The organism is Streptomyces sp. NPDC050560 (assembly GCF_044457285.1).
Taxonomy (GTDB): Bacteria; Actinomycetota; Actinomycetes; order Streptomycetales; family Streptomycetaceae; genus Streptomyces.
Genome location: NZ_JBITGT010000003.1, coordinates 551,054 through 572,813 on the forward strand (window position 1 = coordinate 551,054; position 21,760 = coordinate 572,813).

General features: G+C 73.6%; 16 protein-coding genes. 4 read left to right on the top strand and 12 right to left on the bottom strand.

Features of this window, described 5'->3' with window-relative positions; translation table 11 throughout:
• Positions 1-83 precede the first annotated feature (83 nt).
• The 3 genes from ACIBIW_RS09860 to ACIBIW_RS09870 form a co-directional block, all read right to left on the bottom strand.
• Positions 84-1,457, bottom strand: coding sequence for an ABC transporter substrate-binding protein (locus ACIBIW_RS09860; RefSeq protein ID WP_399333909.1), 1,374 nt, complete (start codon positions 1,455-1,457; stop codon positions 84-86).
• A gap of 205 nt (positions 1,458-1,662) precedes the next feature.
• Complete coding sequence (locus ACIBIW_RS09865) at positions 1,663-2,775, bottom strand: substrate-binding domain-containing protein (RefSeq protein WP_399333911.1); 1,113 nt, start codon at positions 2,773-2,775, stop codon at positions 1,663-1,665.
• Between the two features lie 110 nt (positions 2,776-2,885).
• A complete protein-coding gene (locus tag ACIBIW_RS09870; RefSeq protein ID WP_399333913.1) occupies positions 2,886-3,899 on the bottom strand; it encodes a LacI family DNA-binding transcriptional regulator in 1,014 nt (337 codons plus the stop codon).
• Between the two features lie 965 nt (positions 3,900-4,864).
• Here ACIBIW_RS09870 and ACIBIW_RS09875 point away from each other — a divergent pair.
• Together ACIBIW_RS09875 and ACIBIW_RS09880 are read left to right on the top strand one after the other, a co-directional pair.
• Entirely contained in the window at positions 4,865-6,328 is a 1,464-nt protein-coding gene (locus ACIBIW_RS09875) for a GH1 family beta-glucosidase (RefSeq protein WP_399333915.1), read from the top strand.
• Between the two features lie 130 nt (positions 6,329-6,458).
• Positions 6,459-7,712, top strand: coding sequence for an SLC13 family permease (locus tag ACIBIW_RS09880; protein WP_399333917.1), 1,254 nt, complete (start codon positions 6,459-6,461; stop codon positions 7,710-7,712).
• A 188-nt stretch (positions 7,713-7,900) separates the two neighbouring features.
• On the opposite strand, the gene ACIBIW_RS09885 is transcribed toward ACIBIW_RS09880, so the two are convergent.
• Positions 7,901-8,779, bottom strand: a complete 879-nt coding sequence (locus ACIBIW_RS09885; RefSeq protein ID WP_399333919.1) for a family 16 glycosylhydrolase — start codon at positions 8,777-8,779, stop codon at positions 7,901-7,903.
• Positions 8,780-9,391: 612 nt separating this feature from the next.
• Between ACIBIW_RS09885 and ACIBIW_RS09890 the strand changes: the two genes are divergently transcribed.
• Positions 9,392-11,191, top strand: coding sequence for a coagulation factor 5/8 type domain-containing protein (locus ACIBIW_RS09890; RefSeq protein ID WP_399333921.1), 1,800 nt, complete (start codon positions 9,392-9,394; stop codon positions 11,189-11,191).
• A gap of 130 nt (positions 11,192-11,321) precedes the next feature.
• Here the strand turns inward: ACIBIW_RS09890 and ACIBIW_RS09895 are convergent, their stop codons facing one another.
• Positions 11,322-11,933 (bottom strand): VanZ family protein, encoded by a 612-nt coding sequence (locus ACIBIW_RS09895; protein WP_399333923.1) that lies wholly within the window; start codon positions 11,931-11,933, stop codon positions 11,322-11,324.
• Between the two features lie 292 nt (positions 11,934-12,225).
• On the opposite strand from ACIBIW_RS09895, the gene ACIBIW_RS09900 reads away from it, so the two are divergent.
• A complete protein-coding gene (locus ACIBIW_RS09900; RefSeq protein ID WP_399333925.1) occupies positions 12,226-13,524 on the top strand; it encodes a hypothetical protein in 1,299 nt (432 codons plus the stop codon).
• 102 nt (positions 13,525-13,626) lie between these two features.
• Here ACIBIW_RS09900 and ACIBIW_RS09905 read toward each other — a convergent pair whose 3' ends face one another.
• The 7 genes from ACIBIW_RS09905 to ACIBIW_RS09935 form a co-directional block, all read right to left on the bottom strand.
• Positions 13,627-14,388, bottom strand: coding sequence for a hypothetical protein (locus tag ACIBIW_RS09905; protein ID WP_399333927.1), 762 nt, complete (start codon positions 14,386-14,388; stop codon positions 13,627-13,629).
• Positions 14,389-14,670: 282 nt separating this feature from the next.
• On the bottom strand, positions 14,671-16,578 hold the full coding sequence (locus ACIBIW_RS09910; RefSeq protein ID WP_399333929.1) for a discoidin domain-containing protein: 1,908 nt from the start codon (positions 16,576-16,578) through the stop codon (positions 14,671-14,673).
• 208 nt (positions 16,579-16,786) lie between these two features.
• The gene (locus tag ACIBIW_RS09915) at positions 16,787-17,584 is read right to left on the bottom strand and encodes an arylamine N-acetyltransferase (protein WP_399333931.1); all 798 of its coding nucleotides are present in this window, start codon (positions 17,582-17,584) and stop codon (positions 16,787-16,789) included.
• Positions 17,585-17,955: 371 nt separating this feature from the next.
• Positions 17,956-18,324 (bottom strand): DUF4267 domain-containing protein, encoded by a 369-nt coding sequence (locus ACIBIW_RS09920; RefSeq protein ID WP_399333932.1) that lies wholly within the window; start codon positions 18,322-18,324, stop codon positions 17,956-17,958.
• Positions 18,325-18,569: 245 nt separating this feature from the next.
• Positions 18,570-19,289 (bottom strand): chitinase, encoded by a 720-nt coding sequence (locus tag ACIBIW_RS09925; RefSeq protein ID WP_399334024.1) that lies wholly within the window; start codon positions 19,287-19,289, stop codon positions 18,570-18,572.
• Positions 19,290-19,436: 147 nt separating this feature from the next.
• Positions 19,437-19,952, bottom strand: coding sequence for a lytic polysaccharide monooxygenase auxiliary activity family 9 protein (locus ACIBIW_RS09930; protein WP_399333934.1), 516 nt, complete (start codon positions 19,950-19,952; stop codon positions 19,437-19,439).
• 372 nt (positions 19,953-20,324) lie between these two features.
• Positions 20,325-21,695, bottom strand: coding sequence for a cryptochrome/photolyase family protein (locus ACIBIW_RS09935; protein WP_399333936.1), 1,371 nt, complete (start codon positions 21,693-21,695; stop codon positions 20,325-20,327).
• Positions 21,696-21,760 lie beyond the last annotated feature (65 nt).

The following is a 21,760-nucleotide window of genomic DNA, read 5'->3' on the forward strand; positions in this document are numbered from 1 at the left end:
GCGCGGGGGTGGGGGTACGGGCGCTTCGGGGGAGTGGTGCGTGCGCCGGGGGCGGGGGGTGTCCTCGTGCCGCCGCCGTGCGTTCAGGTGCTGTGCTCCGTGGTGGCGAGGCCCAGCGCCCTGAGGTCCGGCATGGTGCCGCGCTGGGCCGCGCGCACCGAGTCGATGAGGGTGCCCTGGCCGCCGCTCACCCGGGCGAAGCCGTCCTGCATCACGGCCCCTGTCGAGAGCATCCGCGGCCCCCAGAGCCAGCCGTCCCTGATCCGGTGCGCCTGTTCGTCGTAGAGCCGGTAGATGTCCTGGCCGCCGTAGTAGGCGCGGTCGAACGCCGCTCGGTCCACCGGCACGAGCCCGGGCGCCGCCGGGTACTGGCTGCTGGCCCCGCTGGAGAGCCGGGCACGCGCCGCCGCCGGGTCGGCGACCTGCCAGGCGATGAACTCCATGGCCGCCTCGCGGTCCCGGCAGTCCTTGGTGACCGCGAAGGTGGAGCCGCCCTGGGTGGGCACCGCGGGCCTCGCCGGGTCCCACTGCGGCATCGGCGCGATCCGCCACCGCCCCGTGAGCCCCGGGCGGGCGCTCATCTGCGCCCCCGCGTCCCAGGCGCCGCTGAAGCGCGCCAGGATCAGGCCGCCCGCGATCTGGGCGTCGCTCTCCTTGCTGCTGCCCGGGTTCACGAAGACCAGGTCCTCGTCGATGAGCCGCTGCCAGTAGCGCGCGACCTCGCGGGTGGGGGAGTCGGCGAGCGACACGTTCCAGGCGCCGCCGCGGGTGTCGAACCACTGGGCGCCCGCCTGCCAGGCGTACGCGGCGAACGTCTCGGCGCCGTCCGTGGGGAAGATCGCGATCCGCCGCTCGCGGTCCCGGGCCCGCACGGTGCGCGCCGCCGCCTCGAACTCCTCCCAGGTGCGCGGCGGTCGCAGCCCGGCCTCCTCGAACAGGTCGCTGCGGTAGAACATCACCATCGGCTCCACGTCGAGCGGCACGCTGAACACCCGGCGGTCGAAGGTGGTGAGCCCGAGCGCCTGCGGAAGCAGCTTCGCCCGCAGCCCGTCGCCCACCAGGTCCGTGATGTCGGTCGCGACACCGTCGATGGCGAAGCCCGGCACCTGGGGGTACTCAAGCGTGGCCACGTCGGGCGCGTTCCCCGCCCTCGCGGCGTTGCTGAGCTTGGTGTAGCCGCCCTGGGGCCCCGCCGGTATCTGCTGGAAGTCCACCAGGATGCGGTCCTGGCCGCTGTTGAAGGCGTCCACCACCTCCTGGCTGCCGCGCAGCGCCGACCAGAAGGTGAGACGCCGCCGCCCGCCGGCCCCGCCGCCCGCGCCACCGCCCCCGCAGCCGCCGAGCGCCCCGGCGAGCGGCACGGCGGCGAGCGCGCCCAGGGCGCCGCGTCGGGTCGGGCGGACGGGGCGTGGGAAGGGTGACGCCTCGTGGGACGGCCCAGGAAGTCGGCCAGGCATGGAGGTCTCCCGCGGCTCAGACGGCTCCGGTTCGGGACACGGGAATACTGATCGGCCGACCGTATGGGGTCAAGACACCGATCAGAAGAACTGTGAATCGGTCAAACGATCGCCCGGAGTCCGCCGTTACGCCCCATTCCCGCACCCGGCCGCCGCCCCCGCCGTGGCCCGCCATCGCCCCTCCACCGCGTCGCCCTCGCCTCCGCTACCGCCCCGGCTCCCGCGTCGAGCCCCGCCGCTTCAGCTCGGGCAGCAGCTCGACACGGCGCACCGGGGCCGCCGGGCCGGCGCCCGCCGCGAGGCGGTGCAGCAGCAGTTCGGCCGCGGCACGGCCGATCTCCGTCTTGGGCGGTGCCACGGCCGTCAGCGGGGTGCTGCCGAGCGCCGCCACCCCGTCGTCGTACGCGACCACGGAGCAGTCCTCCGGCACCCGCACCCCGCCCGCGACGAGCCGCTGCACCAGGATCAGCGCGTCCACGTCACCGTGGAGCACCGCGGCCGTCGCCCCGCGCCCGCGCAGCAGCGCCGCGAGGTCGAGCGGCTCCCGGCCCACGTCCCCGGCGGCCGTCGCGTCCTCGGTGCCGGGCGCGGCCCCCGGCGACGACAGCGCCACCGACCAGTCCTCCACCTCCGCGCGCGCCGCCGCGATCTCGGCGAAGGCCGCCCTGACGGCCCGCGCGGTCGGGCTGTCGTCGCGCGCGGCCAGCACGATCCTGCGGTGCCCAAGACCCACCAGGTGCTCCACCGCGAGATGGATGCCGTACCAGTGGTCGGAGCAGACCGAGTCCAGCGCGTGCAGCGCGCTTCCGGCCCGCGGCCTGCGCTCCATCAGCACCGTCGGCACCCCCACCCCGGCGAGCCAGCCGTAGTCGGCGCGCTCCATCGCCGCGCTGCGCCACCGCGGCGCGATGATCAGCCCCCGCGCGCCGTCCGCCAGCGCCCTCTCCACCAGCGGCCGTTCCGCGCCCGCGGGCGGCGGCGCGATGTGCAGCGCGATACGCAGCCCCGCCGCCTCGCACACGGAACGGGCCCCGTGCAGCGCCTCGTAGAGGTACGAGTGCCGCTCGGGCACCACCACCGCGACGGCGCCGTCACCGCGCGCGGGCGCCCGGGGCGCCGGGACCTCGGCGGGCGCCAGGGACCGCGCGACGCCGTGCGCCCTGCGCAGCCTGCCCTCCCTGGCCAACTGCTCCACGTCGCGGCGGAGCGTCACCACCGACACCGCCAGCTCCGCGGCAAGCTCCGTGACCCGCACGGCCCCCCGTGAGTCCACCACGGAGAGAATCCTGCGGCGCCGCGCGTCCACCGGCTCCCGCACCCCGACCGCCCCCTCGCCACCCCGGATGTTCGTTTGAACGTTTGGGCCGCAGCATAACGATCGCCGGGCGGCCGCCTCCACCGGGCTGCGCCCCCGCGTCCCGGGGCGCCTCAGGACGAGGAGCGCACCACCAGCTCCGTGGGAAGCGTCAGTTGCCGCCTGGGCAGCGCGGGGTCCGCGATCTCGTCGAGCAGCACCCGGGTGATCGTCTCGCCGATCTCCTCGACCGGCTGGCGGACGCTGGTGAGCGGGGGATCGGTGTGCCGCGCCAGGATCGAGTCGTCGAACCCGACGACCGCCACGTCGTCGGGCACCCGCCTGCCCTGGCGGCGCAGTTCGAGCAGCGCGCCCGCCGCCATCACGTCGGAGGCGACGAGGACCGCGTCGAGGTCCCCCGCCCGCGCCAGCAGGGCGCGCATCGCCGCGCGCCCGCCGTCCTCGGTGAAGTCGGCCGCCGCCACGAGCCGTTCGGCGTCCCGCGGCCCGGCCGCGAGGGCGTCCCGCCAGCCACGCAGCCTGGCCCTGCCCACGTCCATGTCCTGGGGGCCGGCGACCGTCGCCACCGTGCGCCGCCCGCGCTCCAGCAGATGGCGCACCGCCGCCGCGGCGCCGCCCACGTTGTCCGAGTGCACATGGCTCAGCGTCTCGTGCGGGGAGCGGCGCCCCGCGAGCACCGTCGGCAGCCCGAGCCCTTCGAGCAGGCCGGGCAGCGGGTCGTCCTCGTGCACCGACACCAGCAGCACCCCGTCCACCCGGCGGGCCGCCACCGCCCTGGTGAGCTGGTCGAGTTCGCCCTTGTCGCGCACCAGCACCAACTGGAGCTGGGTGCGCGTCGCGGCGAGGCCACCGCTCACGCCCCTGATCACGGCCGAGAAGTACGGCTCGGAGCCGAGCCTGCTCTCCGACTCCGGGATGACGAGCGCGACCGCGTCCGTCCTGCTGGTGACGAGGCCGCGCGCCACCGAGTTGGGCACGTCGCCCAGCTCCGCGATCGCCGCGAGCACCGCCTCTCTGGCCCGGTCGCTCACCAGCTCCGAGCCGTTGACCACCCGTGACACGGTGGTGCGCCCGACCCCCGCGCGCGCCGCCACGGTCTTGATGGTCGGCCGCCGACCGCCTCCCATGGCCCCTCCCGGGCGGCCATGGCCCGCGCATGGCCCCTCGGCGGCGCATTCTGCCAGATCCCGGAAGCCCTGGTCCTGCCCCTTGGGAACGCTCCCACTCTCCCGTAAGGTGCAACAGTGGGAACGTTCCCAACCGCGGTTTCGCGCCACCTCGACGCGCGGCGGCCGATACCGGGGGGCGCCGCACGGGAGGGGAACGGCATGCGACGAGTCCGCGGGGCCCGGCGGACCGTGCGGTCCGGGTTCGTGGCGGCGCTCACCGTGCTCGCCATGGCGGCCGGACGCGGCCCCGGCCCGGCGGGGCGGGCCCGCAAAGGCCGCGGCGAGCCCCCGGCCGAGCGCTCGGCCGAGCCCCCGGTCGCCCCCTGCCACGCCCCGTGGACGCACCCGCACACGGTGCCCCGCGGCCCGGCCCGCCCCGTCGCCCGCTCCGCCCACACCACCCCGCGCACCACCCCGCACTCCGCCCGTCGCACCCCCGGTGCCCGCCACCGTACGGCCGCAGCCGGAGGCCGCGAGGAACCGGTCCGCGCGGTCCGCCGCGCCCGTCGCCCGTCGCCCGCGGCGGCGCCCAGGCCCGCCGCCGCGGGCCCGCACCCCGGGGCGCGGCGCCGCCACGCCACGGCGCCCCGCACCCACCGCCGCACCGGCGCCCCCGCACCCCGCGGGGGCCGGTACGCCCGGTTCCGCGCGGGCCTCGCCCGGCTGCTGGCGGCCCTGCGCCGCATCCCGCGTGAGCGGGCGCGCCGCCCGGCCCGTCCCCTTCGCCCCCATACGCCGGTGGCCGCCCACACCCGCGACGACGCGTCCCTCTTGGCGGGCGCCCGCGCTGGGCAGTACACCCATGGCCGCACCGCCGCCCGCCGCCCCCGGCAGCCGCAGGCGCCGGACCCGCGCCGCCGCGCGCCGGGCGGCAGGAGCCGACCCGTCCCGCCCGCCGACCCACCCACCGGAAGGACCCGTAGATGACCACCGTGACCCGGCCCCCAGGCACCGCACCGGCCCCCGCCAGCCCCGAGGCGCGCGTCTTCCCGCCCGGCTTCACCTGGGGCACCGCCACCGCCGCCTACCAGATCGAGGGCGCGGCCGCGGTCGACGGGCGCACCCCCTCCATCTGGGACACCTACAGCCGCACCCCGGGGCGGGTGCGCAACGGCGACACCGGCGACATCGCCACCGACCACTACCACCGGTGGCGCGAGGACGTCGCGCTGATGAAGGAACTCGGCGTCGGCGCCTACCGGTTCTCCGTCTCCTGGCCCCGGGTGCAGCCCACAGGACGCGGCCCCGCGATCCAGAAGGGCCTCGACTTCTACCGGCGGCTCACCGACGAGCTGCGGGCGAACGACATCAGGCCCGTGGCCACCCTCTACCACTGGGACCTGCCGCAGGAACTGGAGGACGCGGGCGGCTGGCCGGAGCGCGCCACCACCGACCGGTTCGCCGAGTACGCGGGCCTGGTCGCCGAAGCGCTCGGCGACCGGGTGGAGAGCTGGACCACCCTCAACGAGCCCTGGTGCAGCGCCTTCCTCGGCTACGCCTCGGGGGTGCACGCGCCGGGCCGCACCGACCAGGTCGCCGCCCTGCGTGCCGCCCACCACCTCAACCTCGCGCACGGCAAGGCCGCCCAGGCGGTGCGCGCCGCGCTCGCCCCCGACACCCCGGTCTCCATCACCCTCAACATCCACCACGTCAGGCCCCGCACCCAGGCCCCCGCCGACGTCGACGCCGCCCGCCGCATCGACGCCGTCGCCAACCGGGTCTTCCTCGGGCCCCTGCTCGACGGCGCCTACCCCGAGGACCTGCTCGCGGACACCGCCCGCCTCACCGACTGGTCCTTCGTCAGGGACGGCGACACCGCCACCGCCCGCCAGCCCCTCGACTTCCTCGGCGTCAACTACTACTCGCCCACCCTCGTCTCCGCCGCCGACGACACCGCGAGCCACACCGCCGACGGCCACGGCGCCAGCGCTCACAGCCCCTGGCCCGGCGCGGACCAGGTGGGCTTCCACCAGTCCCCCGGCAGCACCACCGCCATGGGCTGGTCCGTCGACCCCAGCGGCCTGTACGACCTGCTGCACAGGATCGGCGACGACGCCCCCGGGCTGCCGCTCGTCATCACCGAGAACGGCGCCGCGTACGACGACTACGCCGACCCCTCGGGCGAGGTGCGCGACCCCGAGCGCATCGCCTACCTCCACGGCCATCTGGAGGCGGTGCACCGCGCCATCGCGTCGGGCGTCGACGTCCGCGGCTACTTCCTCTGGTCGCTGCTGGACAACTTCGAGTGGTCCTACGGCTACAGCAAGCGGTTCGGCGCCGTCTACGTCGACTACCCCACCGGGCGGCGCACCCCCAAGTCGAGCGCCCGCTGGTACTCCCGGATCGCCCGCACCGGCACCCTGCCGGCCACCCCCGAGGACGAGTAGCCCCCCGCCCCGAGCGAGCGGCGAGACCACGCCCCGGCCCCCGCATACCGCGCGGGGGCCGGGGCGCGCGCGATGATGACCATAATGACCATGGGCTGGCCGATCATCACAACACGGGGAGCGGGCACGTTTGAACACCTTCTACGAGGCCCTCTCCGCGGTCCTGCTCGTCGCGGTCCTCGTGGCCGCGGTGGTACGCCCCTTCGGGCTGCCCGAGGCCGCCGTGGCCGTACCGGCCGCCGCGGTGGCCCTCGCCTCGGGCGCGATCGGCCTCGGCCACGCGCGTGAGGAGGCCGCCAGGCTCGGGCCCGTCGTGGGCTTCCTCGCCGCGGTGCTCGTACTCGCCCGACTCTGCGACGACGAGGGCCTGTTCCGGGCCTGCGGGGCGCTGATGGCACGGGCCGCGCGGGGCTCGCCGCACCGGCTGCTCGGCGCGGTGTTCGTGGTCGCCTCGCTGACCACCGCGGTGCTCAGCCTCGACGCCACCGTGGTGCTGCTGACCCCGGTGGTGTTCGCCACCGCGGCCCGGCTCGGCGCCAGGGCCGCCCCGCACAGCTACGCCTGCACCCACCTGTCCAATACGGCGTCCCTGCTGCTGCCGGTGTCCAACCTGACGAACCTGCTCGCCTTCGCCGCCAGCGGACTGAGCTTCACCCGCTTCGCCGTCCTGATGGCGCTGCCGTGGGCCGCCGCCATCGCCGTCGAGTACGTCGTGCTGCGCCGCTTCTTCGCCGCCGACCTGGCCGCGGAGCGGCTGCCGCCCGCCGTGGAGGAGCGGCCGCGCTTCCCGGTCTTCGCCCTCGTCACGGTGGCGCTCACCCTGGCCGGGTTCACGGTCGCCTCCGCTGTCGGCGTCGAGCCCGCCTGGGTCGCCGCCGCGGGCGCCGCGGTCCTCGCCGTACGGGCGCTGCTGCGCGGCCACATCACGGTACGGGGGCTGGTGAACGCGGCGGCGGTGCCGTTCCTCGCGTTCGTGCTGTCCCTGGGGATCGTGGTGCGCGCGGTGGTGGACCACGGCCTGGAGAGCGCCCTCGGGCACCTCGTGCCGGGCGGCAGCGGCCTCGTCGAGCTGTTCGCGGTCGCGGGGCTCGCCGCGCTGCTCGCGAACTGCATCAACAACCTGCCCGCGGTGCTCGTCCTGCTGCCGCTGACCGCGGACGCGGGCCCGGGCCCGGTGCTCGCGGTGCTGCTCGGCGTCAACATCGGGCCGAACCTGACCTACGCGGGCTCGCTCGCCACCCTGCTGTGGCGGCGCATCTCGCACCGGCACCACCACCCCGTCGGCATCCGCCGCTTCACCGTCCTCGGGGTCCTCACGGTGCCTGCCTCGCTCGCGGTGGCCGTCGTCGGGCTCTGGGCGTCGCTGCACACCCTCGGCACCTGAGACGCCGCAAGCGCGCAGGAGCCGCCCCGGCCCTCCCACGGGGCTGGGGCGGCAGTTCGACGGGCGCGGCGCGGGCTCGCCCGCACCACGCCCGTCAGCCACCCACCGGGCGCCGCCGTCCGGCGCGTACGGCACCCGGTGGGAGACACCTGGGGCCTCTCGTCCGAGCCCCGCTCCCTGATGCGGCGTCAGTGCTTGAGCGCCGCCGCGCTGTCCGCGGTCGTCACCGACACCTCGTCGACGACCAACTGCTGCGGGAAGGAGGTGCTGCCGTCCGGGTCGCCCGGCCAGTAGCCGCCCACCGCGAGGTTGAGGATGAGGAAGAACGAGTGGTTGAACACCCACTCGTTGCCGTTCACGTCGGCGGGCGTACGGGTCTGGTAGACGTTGCCGTCCACCGACCAGGTGATCGAGTCCGGCGCCCAGTCGATGGCGAAGGTGTGGAAGTCGTCCGCGAACGCCGCGCCGCCGGGCAGCGAGTAGCCGGCGCCGATGCCCGCGTCGCCCGAGTAGCCGGGGCCGTGGATGGTGCCGTGCACCGTGTTCGGCTCGAAGCCGACGTTCTCCATCACGTCGATCTCGCCCTGCTGGGGCCATCCGGCGCCGCCGTCGCCCAGCATCCAGAACGCGGGCCACATGCCCTGGCCCCGCGGCACCTTCATGCGCGCCTCGACGTGTCCGTACTGCGCGGAGAACTTGCCCGAGGTGTTCATCCGGGCCGAGGTGTACTGGCATGTGCCGTACCAGCACTGGTAGTTGTCCGGGTTCTCCTGCTTGGCGGTGATCACCAGGTGGCCGTCGCCGTCGAGCGCCGCGTTGTTGGTGCCCGAGGTGTAGTACTGCCGTTCGTGGTTGTTGACGTTGTCGCCGGTCTCCAACTGCCACTTCGAGCCGTCGACTCCGGAGCCCGCGGGCCCGTCGAAGGTGTCCCTGAAGACGTCGGCGCGCACCGCGGGCGCCGGGGAGTGGGAGCCGCTCGCCGTGGCCGGGACGGCGACGGCGGGGGCCGCGAGGAGTGCGGCGATGGCGGCGATCAGCAGCCGCCGCTTCGAGCGCGGGGAGTTCATGACTCTCCCTTCGGTGTGGGGGGTTCGCTGTTGCGTGGGGTGTGCCGTGGGGGGAGGTGCGGGTGTGCCGTGCGTGGTGCTGCCGGTTCTGGCCGGGCCGTACGCGTGGTGCGGTGGGGCACCGGGCTCCGCCCTCACCCGCCCGGCCGTACACACGCCGGACGCGGAAGGCGATCCGACGATCCGCGCGTGTTGCGGCGCGCGGCGCGGGTGCCCGGTTCGACTCTTGAGTTAAGAAGTGAAGTAAGGGAGTGTCAAGCCCCGCGACGGCACCGGGCCGTCCGTGCGGCACCGGCGCGGTACGAAGCCCGACGTCACGGCGGCACTCACGGGTTTCTTTCATGTCTTGATCACAGGAAGGCGGAGCGATGGCGATAACCGCAAGATCCTGAACTCGGGCAAAGCGGTGATAGCCGTCAAACACCGGTATTCGGCCCCGGAGTTGCCCGCCGATGCACCGAGGACCCCGCCCCTCGCCGACGCCAACGGCTGTTCCGTGCACAACTCTTGACGCGGCGCCCAAGGGGGTACAAGTATCCCACGGCAACGGAGAGCGCTCTCTCTCCGTGGGACACACGGCAAGACGCAGCCCTCTACACCAGGAGATCCCCCATGCCTTCTCCTCCCACGCGTCCGGCGCCCCCTCGCCGGGCGCGTCCGCCTGCGCGCGGGCGCAGATCCCTCGTCGCCGCGCTGGCGGCGGCCGCCTCGGCCGCGCTGCTGGCCCTGCTGCCCGGGCTGCCCGCGAACGCGGTCACCGCCGATGTCCCGGGCGGCGGCGACCTCGGTCCCAACGTCCTGGTCTTCGACCCGTCGACGCCCAACATCCAGGGACAGCTCGACGACATCTTCAGCAAGCAGGAGAAAGCCCAGTTCGGCGACGGCCGCTACGAGGTGATGTTCAAGCCCGGAACGTACAACGGGCTCAACGCACAGCTCGGCTTCTACACCTCGGTGGCGGGCCTCGGCCTCTCGCCCGACGACGTCCAGATCAACGGCGACGTCACCGTGGACGCCGGCTGGTTCGACGGCAACGCCACCCAGAACTTCTGGCGCAGCGCCGAGAACATGGCCCTCACCCCGGTCAGCGGCGAGGACCGCTGGGCGGTGGCGCAGGCCGCGCCGTTCCGCCGCATGCACGTCAAGGGCGGGCTCAACCTGGCGCCGAACGGCTACGGTTGGGCGAGCGGCGGCTATATCGCCGACAGCAAGATCGACGGCACCGTGGGCCCCTACTCGCAGCAGCAGTGGTACACCCGCGACAGCTCGGTCGGCGGCTGGCAGAACGCCGTGTGGAACATGGTGTTCTCCGGGGTGCAGGGTGCCCCCGGCACCTCGTTCCCCGACCCGCCGTACACCACGCTGGACAGCACCCCGGTCTCCCGGGAGAAGCCGTTCCTGTACCTGGACGGCGACACCTACAAGGTGTTCGTCCCGTCGAAGCGCACCAACTCCTCGGGCGTCACCTGGGACCACGGCGCGCCTGCCGGTGACTCCATCGACCTCGACCAGTTCTACGTGGTCAAGCCGGGAGCCACCGCGGAGACCATCAACCAGGCCCTGGACCAGGGCCTGAACCTGTTGTTCACGCCGGGTGTCTACCACCTGGACCAGACGATCGACGTGCAGCGCGCCAACACGGTGGTGCTGGGCCTCGGTTACGCCACCCTGGTGCCGGACAACGGCGTGGACGCGATGCACGTCGGCGATGTCGACGGTGTCAAGCTGGCCGGATTCCTGATCGACGCGGGTGCGACGAACTCGGACACGCTCCTTCAGGTGGGCCCCGAAGGGGCGTCCACGGACCACGCGGACAACCCGACCTCCGTGCAGGACGTCTTCGTCCGGATCGGCGGCGCGGGCCCCGGCAAGGCCACCAACAGCATGGTGATCAACAGCGATGACACCCTCATCGACCACACCTGGATCTGGCGCGCCGACCACGGCGACGGCGTCGGCTGGGAGACCAACCGCGCCGACAACGGGCTCATCGTCAACGGCGATGACGTCCTCGCCACCGGACTGTTCGTCGAGCACTTCAACAAGTACGACGTCCAGTGGAACGGCGAGAACGGCCGTACGATCTTCTTCCAGAACGAGAAGGCGTACGACGCGCCCGACCAGGGCTCCATCCAGGACGGTGACACGCGGGGCTACGCGGCCTACAAGGTCGCGGACTCCGTGAACAACCACGAGGCGTGGGGCATGGGCAGCTACTGCAACTACACCGCCGACCCCTCGATCATCCAGGACCACGGCTTCGCGGCGCCCGACAAGGCGAACGTGAAGTTCCACGACATCATGGTGATCTCGCTCGGCGGCATGGGGCAGTACGCGCACGTGATCAACGACACCGGCTCCGCGACCTCGGGCACGGACACCGTCCCGTCCGTGGTCACCTCCTACCCGTAGGACAGCGGCGCCGCGGCCCACCCCGACGGGCCATGGCGCCCCGGCCCTCCGGAGCGAGGAGCGGTCCCGCGCGTGGCGACGCCGCGCGCGGGACCGGGATGCACGAGGCACCACCCGGGCGGTCACCGGCTCATCCGGTGGCCGCCTTCCGGCGTTCCCGGCGCTGCCACCAGTGCCGCCGCGGCGGGTGCATCGCCCGCCCCATCCTGCGGCCGAGCAGCAGATAGCCGACGAGGGCGCCCGCGGTGTTCAGGATGACGTCGTCGATGTCGAAGGCGCGCCCGGTCAGCAGGGTGCCCTGCACCGCCTCGACCAGCAGCATCACGAGCGCCGTCACCAGCGGCACCCGCAGCAGCCCGCGCGCCTTGGGGAACAGCACCGGCAGCAGGAGGCCGAAGGGCACCCCGAGCAGGATGTTGCCGCCCACCTGCTTGACGGTGTCGCGCAGCGCGGGCTGGTCCACGTACGACCGCAGCGAGTTGCCCGGGTGCAGGTTGGTGTGCGTCAGCGACTCGGACCCGGGGGAGTCCGTCAGCGTGAGGCGGGCCAGCGCCACCGCGAAGGCGACCATGGCCGCGAACGCCACGAGCGACACCAGCGCCCGTACCGCTCGTGACAGCCGGGGCCTCGCGGGCACGTCCGTCGGCGGCCTCGGCTCGCGTTCCGCCGCGGCGGGGCGGCGCTCGGGCCGCCGCTCCCGTCGTCGCGGCGCCTTGAGGATGCGCGGCAGCGTGCGGTTCATGGGACCCCTCTCCGGAGCCGGCTCGGCCTGACAGTGCGCAGTTACCCTCGGTCCGCTCCGCGATGCCAGGCGTTCTCGGCCGGGCACGCGCCCTTCTGAGGCCGCCCGCGCCCCGGCCCGGCCCGGTTCGCGCGCCGTTTCCCACCCTCTCCGCCCTTGCCTCGTCTTTACCCGGCACGCCGGTCCGAATGTCATATTTATATGCTTATCGGACATATGGTGCGGTCGTATCGGGGGGACGGGTTGTCGGATCGACGCACGTGTCCGCGCAGGTCACGGGTTGGGATGGCGAGTGAGCGGGATCAGCCGGAGAAACGCAGTCGGACTCGGAATCGGCCTCGGTGCGGCGGCCGCGGGACTCGTGGCCTGCGGCTCGGAACGCGAGCCCGTGGGCAGGGCCAAGGACGCGGGCCGCAGCGCGGCCCCCGGAGCCGCCCCGGCGCACAAGAACGCGCCGCGCCTCATCGGGGACGGCTCCACCGCCTATACGGGCGGCCAGCCGCGGCAGCCGGCCCGGCCGGTGGCCCTGGAGCCGGGGGAGACGCCCCCGCAGTTCGTGGTCTTCTCGTGGGACGGCGCGGGCGAGGTGGGGAACGGGCTCTTCCCCCGCTTCCTCAAGCTCGCCAAGGACCACGACGCCCGGATGACGTTCTTCCTCTCCGGGCTCTACCTCCTCCCCGAGGGAAAGAAGCGCCTCTACCGCCCCCCGAACAACACCGTGGGCGCCTCCGACATCGGCTACCTCAGCGACGCCCACCTCAAGGAGACCCTGAAGAACGTGCGCCAGGCATGGCTCGACGGCCATGAGATCGGCACCCACTTCAACGGCCACTTCTGCGCGGGCTCCGGCTCCGTCGCCCGCTGGACACCGGCGCAGTGGCGCAGCGAGATCGAGCAGGCGCGCGGCTTCATCAAGACGTGGCGCACCAACACCGGCTGGCACGAGGACCAGCCACTGCCCTTCGACTACGACAGGGAACTTGTCGGCGGGCGCACCCCGTGCCTCCTCGGCCAGGACAACCTGCTGCCCGCCGCCCGCGAACTCGGCTGGCGCTACGACGCCTCGTCACCCGGCGGCGTACAGCGCTGGCCCGACAAGCGCCACGACCTGTGGGACCTGCCCTTGCAGGGCATCCCGTTCCCGGGACACACCTTCGAGGTGCTGTCGATGGACTACAACATCCTCGCCAACCAGTCCGTCAACTCCACCAACGCGCCCTCGTACAACTACCCGGCCTGGCGCACTCAGGCCACCGCCTCCTACCTGGCGGGCTTCGACCGCGCGTACCAGACCAACCGCGCCCCGATGTTCATCGGAAACCACTTCGAGGAGTGGAACGGCGGCATCTACATGGACGCCGTCGAGGAGGCGCTGAAGCGGATCGCGGACCGGGCGCACCACGGCGCGCGCGATGTGCGGCTGGTCTCCTTCCGCCAGTTCGTGGACTGGCTCGACGCCCAGGACCCCGCGGTGCTCGCCAAGCTGCGCAGCCTTGAGGTGGGCCAGAAACCGCCGGGCGGCTGGCGCGCCTTCATGGCGGACCGGGGACCGAGCCCCAGCCCGTCGGTGCCCACGAGGTCCGGCACGTAGCGGAGGGGCCTGGGGTGCGGTGGCGTCCGGTGGGGCGGTGCGGCCGGAGGGTGTACGTGCCCTCCTTCGGCCGCACCGCCCCACCGGCCCCGGGCCGAGAGGTCAGGAGGCGTCGGCCGCGCCCGCGTCCTCGCCCTTCGCCGCGGCGTCGTCCGAGCCGCCGACGGCCGAGTAGAACACCGACTTCTGCTGCTTGGAACGGTGCGCCCGCCCCTTCGCCACCAACGCCTCAAGGGTGTTGCGCACCACGGTGGCGCTCGCCTTGCGGTCCGGGTGGAGGGTGGCGAGGGCGCTGGTCACCTCGGCGGCGGAGCGCGGCTCGGCGGCCGAGGTGAGCTGCTCGCTGACCAGGTCACGCAGGGTGGGAGCGGCGGCAGCGGGCGCCGCCTTCTTCGCCGCGACCGGCTTCGGGGCGGCCTTCTTCGCGCCGCCCTTCGCGGACTTGGCGGGCGCCGCCTTGGCGTCCTTGGCGGGGCTCGCCTTCGCGGTGCCCGCGTCCTTGGCGGCCGGCTTGGCGGTGTCCTTGGCACCCTTCTCCGCCGCCTTGGACCGGGCGGCGGGCTTCGCCGTCGCGGACGCGGAGGAGGGCTTGCGCGCCTTCGGCAGCTTCGCCGAACGCGGGGCCGCGGTGGCCGCGGGCGCCGCCGCGGGGGTGGCGGCGGGTGCCGACGCGGTGTCACCCAGCGCGCTCTGCACCGTCTCCAGCAGGGAGTGGTCGCGCTCCAACTCCTGGAGCCTGCCCTGCAACGCGGTGATCTCCGAGCCGATACGTTCCTGCTCAGCGGTGTTGTTCTGGAGGTCGGCGGCGACCTGTGAGGAGTACTGGTTCTTGAGGCCGGTCTGTTCCGACACATCGTCAGACATCGCATCCCACTTTCCGAGTGGCAAAGGTGTGTTGGAGCGGGATGCTACCCACTTCGGCGGCGCAACACCGCACCAATGGGTGATCGGGGTGTCCACGGACACGCTTCGAGGGCCGTTCGACGCGGAAAGACACCCGTACGAGTGGTGTCACGCCCGCCTCCCGAGTGGTGTCCCACCCCCGCCCGGAGGAGGGACACCACCCGTACGGTTCCCTGCGCGAAGGGCGCGGCGTACGGCCGTTCGGCTCAACACTGGCGCGCCACCGGGCCGTTCGCGCCCGCCTCAGCCCTTCTGCTCGACCTTCACCCAGTCCACCTCCAACTGCACGCCCCCGGCGGCCACCTTGTCCACACTGGACTGCGGCAGGCCCCAGTAGGGGTCGGTCACCTGGTTCCACCCCGCCGGGTAGGCGCCGCCGAGGGCGAGGTTCAGGATGAGGTACTGGTCGTGGTCGAACACCCACTTGCCCCGGGTGGACTCGGCCTGCTGCCGCAGCACCTCCGTCACCAGCCGGTCGTCGACGAGGAAGCGGATGCCGGTGGGGGTCCACTCGGCGGTGTAGGTGTGCCAGCCCGACACGTCCTCGCCCGCGGGGAAGTCCTGGGTGGCGCCGATGTTGCCGTCTGCCGAGTAGCCGGGCCCGTGCAGCGCGGAACTCGTCCAGTCGGGATAGCCGATGTTCTCCATGATGTCGGTCTCACCGCTGGCGGGCCATGACACCGCGGGGTCGTCGACATCGCTGCCCAGCAGCCAGAACGCGGGCCAGAAGCCGTCGCCCACCGGCATCCTCAGCCGCGCGCTCACCCGGCCGTAGGTGAAGTCGAGCTTGGTGTGGGTGTCGACGCGCCCCGAGGAGAAGTCGAAGACCTGGCCCTTCGGGGTGGTGGTGCAGCCCTTGCAGTAGCCGCCCTTGAGCTTCAGCGTCCCGTCCCCGACGGCGATCGTGTCGGGCGAGTCCACGTACGCCTGCGACTCCCCGTTGACCGGGTCCATGGTGGCGCCGGTGGTGACGGCCCGCCACTTGCCGCGGTCGAGCGCGGCACCGTCGAAGTCGTCCTGGAAGACGGTGCGGTAGTCGCCGCCCTGGCCGGAGGGGAGCGCCGGGTAGGCCGCGCCGCCGTCGCCGCCAGTGCCCCAGACCTGGAACTCGTAGAGCGAGTAGCCAAATTGGGCGGTGGCGGGGGCCGGGTTGTAGAAGGACCTGCGCTCCACCCCGAGCATGCGCACATAGCGTCCCGTGGCGGGCGACGGCAGGTCGATGTGGTCGTGCAGGCCCGTCGCGTCACCCGGCGACTGCACGTTCGCACGGCGCTGCTCGACGTCGGTGGCCGACGGCTGCCACACCGTGGTCCAGTTCCGGTTGTCGTCGGAGACCTGGATGCGGTAGTCGACGGCGTAGGCCGCCTGCCAGTAGAGGTCGAGGTCGCTGATGGTGGAGGTGGCGCCGAGGTCGACCGAGATCCAGCGGTCGGCGCTCCAGTCGCTGGCCCAGCGGGAGGCGTCGGCGCGCAGGTCGTCCGGGTAGCCGCCGTCCGTGGCGCGTGCGGGGTTGGTGTTCGCGTCCTGGTAGACGTTGCTGAACGCGGGGTGGTTCAGGGCCAGGTCGGTGCGGGTGGTGGAGGCGGGCGCCGGGGTGCCGCCGAAGACCTGGAAGGACTTCAGGGCGTAGGTCCGGCCGTTGGTGGGCTCGATGCCGCGCAGCCGCACATAGCGGCCGACGACGTCCTGCGGGTAGGTGTGCACGGCGACGTCGCCGCCGGTCCCGGCGTTCTCGGTGTAGAAGGTCCGCCAGTCGTCGCCGTCGTCCGACACCTCCAGTACGTAGCGGGTGCCGAAGGCGGTGTCCCAGGAGAGGCCGGCGCCGGTGATGCGCAGCTCTTCGCCGAGGTCGATGGCGATCCAGGCGTCCGCGGCGGCCTCGCTGGTCCAGCGGGTGCCCGCGTCCCCGTCGAACGCGCCCGCGGCGGTGTCGCCGCCGGTGGCGCCCGAGGAGGTGGCGGCGCCGGGGTCGGCGGTGGCGGCGCCCGCGGCGAGGTCGGTGTCCCAGGCGGCCGCCGCCGCGCGCGGCGCGGCCTCGGCGACGGGGGTGAGGGTGGCGGCGCCGAGGGCCGCGGCCGCCACGGCGGCGGCAGCGGGCAGCAGCAGTCGGCTACGGGTTCTGAAGGCGGGGCGGGAGTGCGCGGTGGGCATGAGTGATCCACTCCGTCGGTGATTACGGCACGGCGGGAAGGAGAGCGCTCTCTCTGGGGGTGATGGTTCCCGCTGTGTTCGGGACACGTCAATACCTGGCACCGACTTTCTTCACGGCGTGAACTCTCCGCATGCCGCAGCCGGATGGGCCCCCGGAGGGTGCACCACCGGGTGCCTCGACCGGTGCGGCCCGCCCGGTCCCCGGTGATCAAGTTCTGAAGGCTTCCGCCACCTCGGGCACCCGGTCGAGTTCGATACCGAAATGGTCGCGGTAGGCGGCGAGCACGGCGGTGTCGTCGGCGAGCTCCTCGGATACGGAGGTGTCGGCGGTGGTCCGCTTGAGGGTCCTGCCGCCGAGGGTGATCCGGCCGTCGGGGGTGCGCAGCGAGCACACCAGGGAGCGGGTGAAGCCGGAGTCGGGGCAGGTGCGGTGGTACCAGGCCGCCGCGGTGAAGTCCCGTAGCCTGCGCGGGCGTTGTTCGAGCCGGTAGCGTGGCCTCTCGCCCGCGTACACGTCGAGGTCGTCGGTGCCGTCCCCGGCGGGCGCGACGGTGAAGGTGCCCGCGGGGTCGTGCTGCTCGCGCCCCGGGGTGTCCAGGGCCAGCGGGTGGTCGCTGAGGTCGCCGAAGCCCACGTCGGCCAGCAGGGCCCGCCCGTCCCCGGTGTCCACCCGCAGCGCCATGTGGTCGTACGGGATGCCGAGGCCGCCGTCCCGCCCGTACACCCGGGCCTGGAGCGGGGTGGCCCGGTAGCCGAGCGCCCCGAGCAGCGCGAGGAACGCACCGTTCAGCTCGTAACAGAAGCCGCCCCTGTGCCGGTCCACGACCTTGGCGACGAGCGCGTCCCCGGTGAGGGTGAGGGGTTCGCCGAGGTGGAGGGAGAGGTTCTCGAACGGGACCGTGCGCTGGTGCGCCAGGTGCAGTTCCCGCAGTGCCTGCGGCGTGGGTCCTTCCGGCCGCGGCACCCCGATGCGGCGCAGGTAGGCGTCGGTGTGTGTGGTGTCCATGGGGCCAGTCTGCGGTCGCCCCGCGGGCCGCACCACGGGCCGGGGGCGGAGGCGCGGTGCGGCTTGTGGCCTAGGGAGTGTCTTCAAGAGAGCGTCGTCCGCCTGGGGGCGGGGTCGGGGTGGTCCGGTGCTCCCCCACTGCCCGGAGGGCGTGGGAGGTGCCCCCATCGCAAGGCGGAGGGGGGAGTCGACGCGATGGGGGCACCTCCCGCGGGAGCGAAGCCGAGCGTGGGGGAGTCGGCGACCGACGACAACGCGGCGTGGGGGCACCTCCCGGCCGAAGGCTGGGGGAGTGCGTGCCGGGCCGCCCCGACCAGACGGGCTCTTGAAGACACGACCTAGGTGCCGCGGGGTCGCCCGCCGTAGGTGGCTCACGCCGCGAAGAGCAGGCACGCGCTGACGAGGACGGCCACCGCGGTGGCGAAGTGGATGCCGAAGGCGACCGCCTTCGAGCCGCCGTTGCGCAGCACGATGAGGGTGTCGCCGAGCGGGAGCAGCGCCACGACGAGCATGAACCACGCCTCGGCCGTCGCCCCGGCGAGCGCCAGCAGGACGAGGCCCAGCACCCCGTAGGTGCCGTCCCGCAGCCCCTTGACCGTCAGATAGGCGCGGTCGCCGCGCTTTTCGGCGGGCACCCCGTAGCCCGCGGCCGCGGGGACCGGCCGGAGCAGGAAGCGCGCCCCGATGAACACCACGAACAGATCGAGGACGACGGCGAGGGTGTACGCGGCCACGGTCATGGGAGGACTCCGTTTCTAGCGCTGCTAGCGAATACGTCGAAGCTAGCATGCCATCGGCAGGATTCCTAGCGGCGCTAGAATCGGGGCGTGCCCGCCTGCGCGCCGACACCGCCGCGCGCCGCGCCCGCTCGCCGACCGCTTCGTACCCTGCGAGAACCCGGCCCGGGGGCGGGAACGCGGAAAAGGGCCACCGGGCGGCTCGCGCGCGCCCGGTGGCCCCTGTGGGGGGTGTGCCGTGGTCCGTGTCAGCAGGTGAGGTTGCCGCCGGGGTCGACCCCGAGGACGCCCGCGAAGTTCTTGTACGCGTCCACGCGGCTCTGCACCTGGCCCGGGTTGCCGCCGTTGCACTCGATGCTGCCGTTGATGGAGCGGATCGTCTCACCGAAGCCGGCGCTGTTGACCATGGCGTCGTGCGGCGTCATGGTGCCGGGCCCGGTCTGGGTGTTCCAGTACCACAGGCCGGTCTTCCAGGCGACGGCGGAGTCGTTCTGCACCAGGTCGGGGTTGTTCAGCAGGTCGATGCCGAGGGCGTCGCCCGCCGCCTTGTAGTTGAAGTTCCAGCTGATCTGGATGGGGCCCCTGCCGTAGTACTTGTCGGTGCCCGCGGGACAGCCGTAGGGCTGCGACTGGTCGCAGTACGTGGGGTAGTTGGCGGTGTTCTGCTCGACCACGTACACGAGGCCGCCGGTCTCGTGGCTGACGTTGGCGAGGAACGCCGCCGCCTCCTGCTTGCGCACCGTGTCGCTGCCGGAGTTGGTGAACCCCGGATACGCGCTCAGCGCGTCCGTCAGGCCGCTGTACGTGTAGAAGGGGTTCCTGTTCGGGAACATGCTGTTGAACTGGGCCTCGCTGACGATGAAGTCGGCGTCCACGGACGCCTTCTGGGCCGAGGCGGTGGGGGCCAGGGTCAGCGCGGAGAGCACGGCGGCCGACGCCGCGGCGACGACCATGGCGGGGATGCGCATACGCACGGGGGTTCACTCCTCTGCCTGCCGCGCTCGGGCGGCGTACGGCGTGGTGGGGGGTGGGGAAGGAGGGGGCGAAGAGGCCGGGGCGCGCGGCGGGCCCGGGCACGGGTGCGCGCGGCGGCGCACCCGTGCGGGGCGGGGCGGTCAGCCGATGTTGACGTCGATGCAGGTGTAGAACGCGTTCGAGGTGTCCGCGATGTTCCACACCGCCAGCACCTTCTGCTGGCCACGGAAGTCGCCGAAGTTCACCGAGTGGGTGACGGTGGCACCGGGGATGGCGCCGCCGTCGTTGAACTCGGCGACCTTGGTGCCGCCGATGAAGTACTGCCAGGTGCTGGTGGAGTGACGGGCCGTCAGCGTCCACTGGAAGTCCGTGGTGGTGCCGACGCTCGTCACCTGCCAGCCCTTGGAGTCGTCGTCCAGCTCCGCGAACCTGGAGTTGCCGCCGCTACAGCTCGTGAGCCCCTTCGGGCCCTCCACGCTCTGCGGCTCGTACTTGATGTCGCCACAGCTCACCGTGCCCGCGGCGCACTGCGCCTGACGGCTCGGCGGGGTGGAGATGTAGCCGTGGGCGCTCGCGGAGCCCGCCGGAAGGCTGAGCGCGACCACGGGGGCGAGAATGGCGCCGATCGCGGCGGCCAGTTTTCTCTTGGAACGCATGCGTACTCCTCACGGAGGCGCGTCCCCGGTCGAGGCCGTGGGGGGCCGTGGGACCGACCAGACGTGCCTCTATCTGGTGTGGGGCCTGGAGGCGCGAAACGTACGGCGGCGCGCACCCGCCGCCCACCGCCGTGGGAGAGCGGTGCCCGAGCGGGGCTCGCTGCTTGGACTAGACCATACCGGCGGACGCGTACGCGTCAAGAGATGCGGGGGAGCGGGGACTTGGGATGGCCGAAGCGCCACCCCCGGGAAACGCCCCTGTCGTCACGGTTCGTACGGCATGGGCCAGGGCCCGTGCGAGCCGGCGCGCGCGGGGCGCGGGCGCCGGAGGTCTGGACCTCCGGCGGGACGTCGGCGCACGGTGGCGCCGGGTCAGTTGTCCCGGGCCCGCAGGAACCTGTCACGCCCCGCCTCCAGGTCCACCACGGGCGCCGGGTAGCCGAGGTCCGCGCGCTCCCGCTCGTCGAGGCGCCACGGCTGGTGCACCGCGGGCCGCCGGACGCCGCGCAGCTCCGGCACCCAGCGGTGCACATAGCGGCCCTCCGGGTCGAACCTGCGCGCCTGGGTGAGGGGGTTGAGCACCCGGTTCGGCCGGGTGTCGGTGCCGGTGCCCGCCGCCCACTGCCAGTTGAGCTGGTTGTTGGCGACGTCGCCGTCCACCAGCAGGTCCAGGAAGTGCCGCGCGCCCACCCGCCAGTCCACGTACAGCGTCTTGGTGAGGAAGCTCGCCACCAGCAGCCTGGCCCTGTTGTGCATCCACCCCTCGTGCCGTAGCTGCCGCATCGCGGCGTCCACCAGCGGGAAGCCGGTCGTCCCGGTGCGCCACGCCTCGGCCTGCTCGCGCGCGGAGGCGCCCGCCCGCCAGCGGTCGGCGTGGCCCCGGTAGTCCTCGTGGGACGCCTCCGGCCTGGCCGCCAGCACCTGGTGGTGGAAGTCCCGCCAGGCGAGCTGCCGTACGAACGCCTCGGGCCCCGGGCCCTCGCGGCGCCTGGCGCGGTGCAGCACCTCCACCGCGGACACCGTGCCGAAGTGCAGGTGCGGGGAGAGCCGGGAGGTGCCGTCCACCGCCAGGTCGTCGTGCAGGTCCGCGTACCGCTCGATGCCGTCCCTGCACCAGGCCGCGAGCCGGGCCCGCCCCGCGCGCTCGCCGCCGGTCTCCAGTCCGGGCGAGACACCGGCCACCCGGCGCCGCCGCGGCAGCGCGAGCGACCGCGGCCCCGACGGCACCCGCACGGACCGCGGCGCCCCGAGCACGTCCCGTGGCGTCAGCCCGGCCCAGCGGCGGAAGTACGGGGTGAACACCGCGAAGTGGTCGCGCCCCGAGGGCGTCACCTCGCCAGGGGGGACCACGGTCACCGACGCGTCGTGCACCCGCAGCGCCACCCCCGCCTCCCCGAGCGCGGCGCCCAGGCGCTCCTCGCGGCGGCGGGCGTAGCCGCTGACCCCCGCCGACATGTGCACCTCACGCGCCCCCGACTCGCGCGCGGCTCTGCACACCTCCTCGACGGCATGGCCGCGCCGCAGCACCAGCCGCCCGCCGCGCTCCCGCAGCGCGGCGTCCAGGTCGGCGAGGCAGTCGGCGAGGAAGGCCAGGCGGTTCGGGGCGGCGAACCCGGCCTCCCGCACGCCGTCGTCGTCGATGAAGAGCGGTACGACCTCGTCGGCCGACGAGACGGCGGCGCGCAGCGCGGGGTGGTCGTGCACCCGCAGGTCGGAGGTGAAGAGCACGAGTGAGACGGACATGGACGGCGCTGTCCTCCGCGTCGGGGCGATGGGCCCCGAGGGTATGCGCGGTGCCCGCCGCCCGG

Coding starts and splice junctions, on each gene's coding strand:
- ACIBIW_RS09860 (WP_399333909.1), bottom strand. CDS start 1,457: ATGCCTGGCCGACTTCCTGGGCCGTCCCACGAGGCGTCACCCTTCCCA.
- ACIBIW_RS09870 (WP_399333913.1), bottom strand. CDS start 3,899: ATGGGAGGCGGTCGGCGGCCGACCATCAAGACCGTGGCGGCGCGCGCG.
- ACIBIW_RS09875 (WP_399333915.1), top strand. CDS start 4,865: ATGACCACCGTGACCCGGCCCCCAGGCACCGCACCGGCCCCCGCCAGC.
- ACIBIW_RS09885 (WP_399333919.1), bottom strand. CDS start 8,779: ATGAACTCCCCGCGCTCGAAGCGGCGGCTGCTGATCGCCGCCATCGCC.
- ACIBIW_RS09890 (WP_399333921.1), top strand. CDS start 9,392: ATGCCTTCTCCTCCCACGCGTCCGGCGCCCCCTCGCCGGGCGCGTCCG.
- ACIBIW_RS09895 (WP_399333923.1), bottom strand. CDS start 11,933: ATGAACCGCACGCTGCCGCGCATCCTCAAGGCGCCGCGACGACGGGAG.
- ACIBIW_RS09905 (WP_399333927.1), bottom strand. CDS start 14,388: ATGTCTGACGATGTGTCGGAACAGACCGGCCTCAAGAACCAGTACTCC.
- ACIBIW_RS09910 (WP_399333929.1), bottom strand. CDS start 16,578: ATGCCCACCGCGCACTCCCGCCCCGCCTTCAGAACCCGTAGCCGACTG.
- ACIBIW_RS09915 (WP_399333931.1), bottom strand. CDS start 17,584: ATGGACACCACACACACCGACGCCTACCTGCGCCGCATCGGGGTGCCG.
- ACIBIW_RS09920 (WP_399333932.1), bottom strand. CDS start 18,324: ATGACCGTGGCCGCGTACACCCTCGCCGTCGTCCTCGATCTGTTCGTG.
- ACIBIW_RS09925 (WP_399334024.1), bottom strand. CDS start 19,289: ATGCGCATCCCCGCCATGGTCGTCGCCGCGGCGTCGGCCGCCGTGCTC.
- ACIBIW_RS09930 (WP_399333934.1), bottom strand. CDS start 19,952: ATGCGTTCCAAGAGAAAACTGGCCGCCGCGATCGGCGCCATTCTCGCC.
- ACIBIW_RS09935 (WP_399333936.1), bottom strand. CDS start 21,695: ATGTCCGTCTCACTCGTGCTCTTCACCTCCGACCTGCGGGTGCACGAC.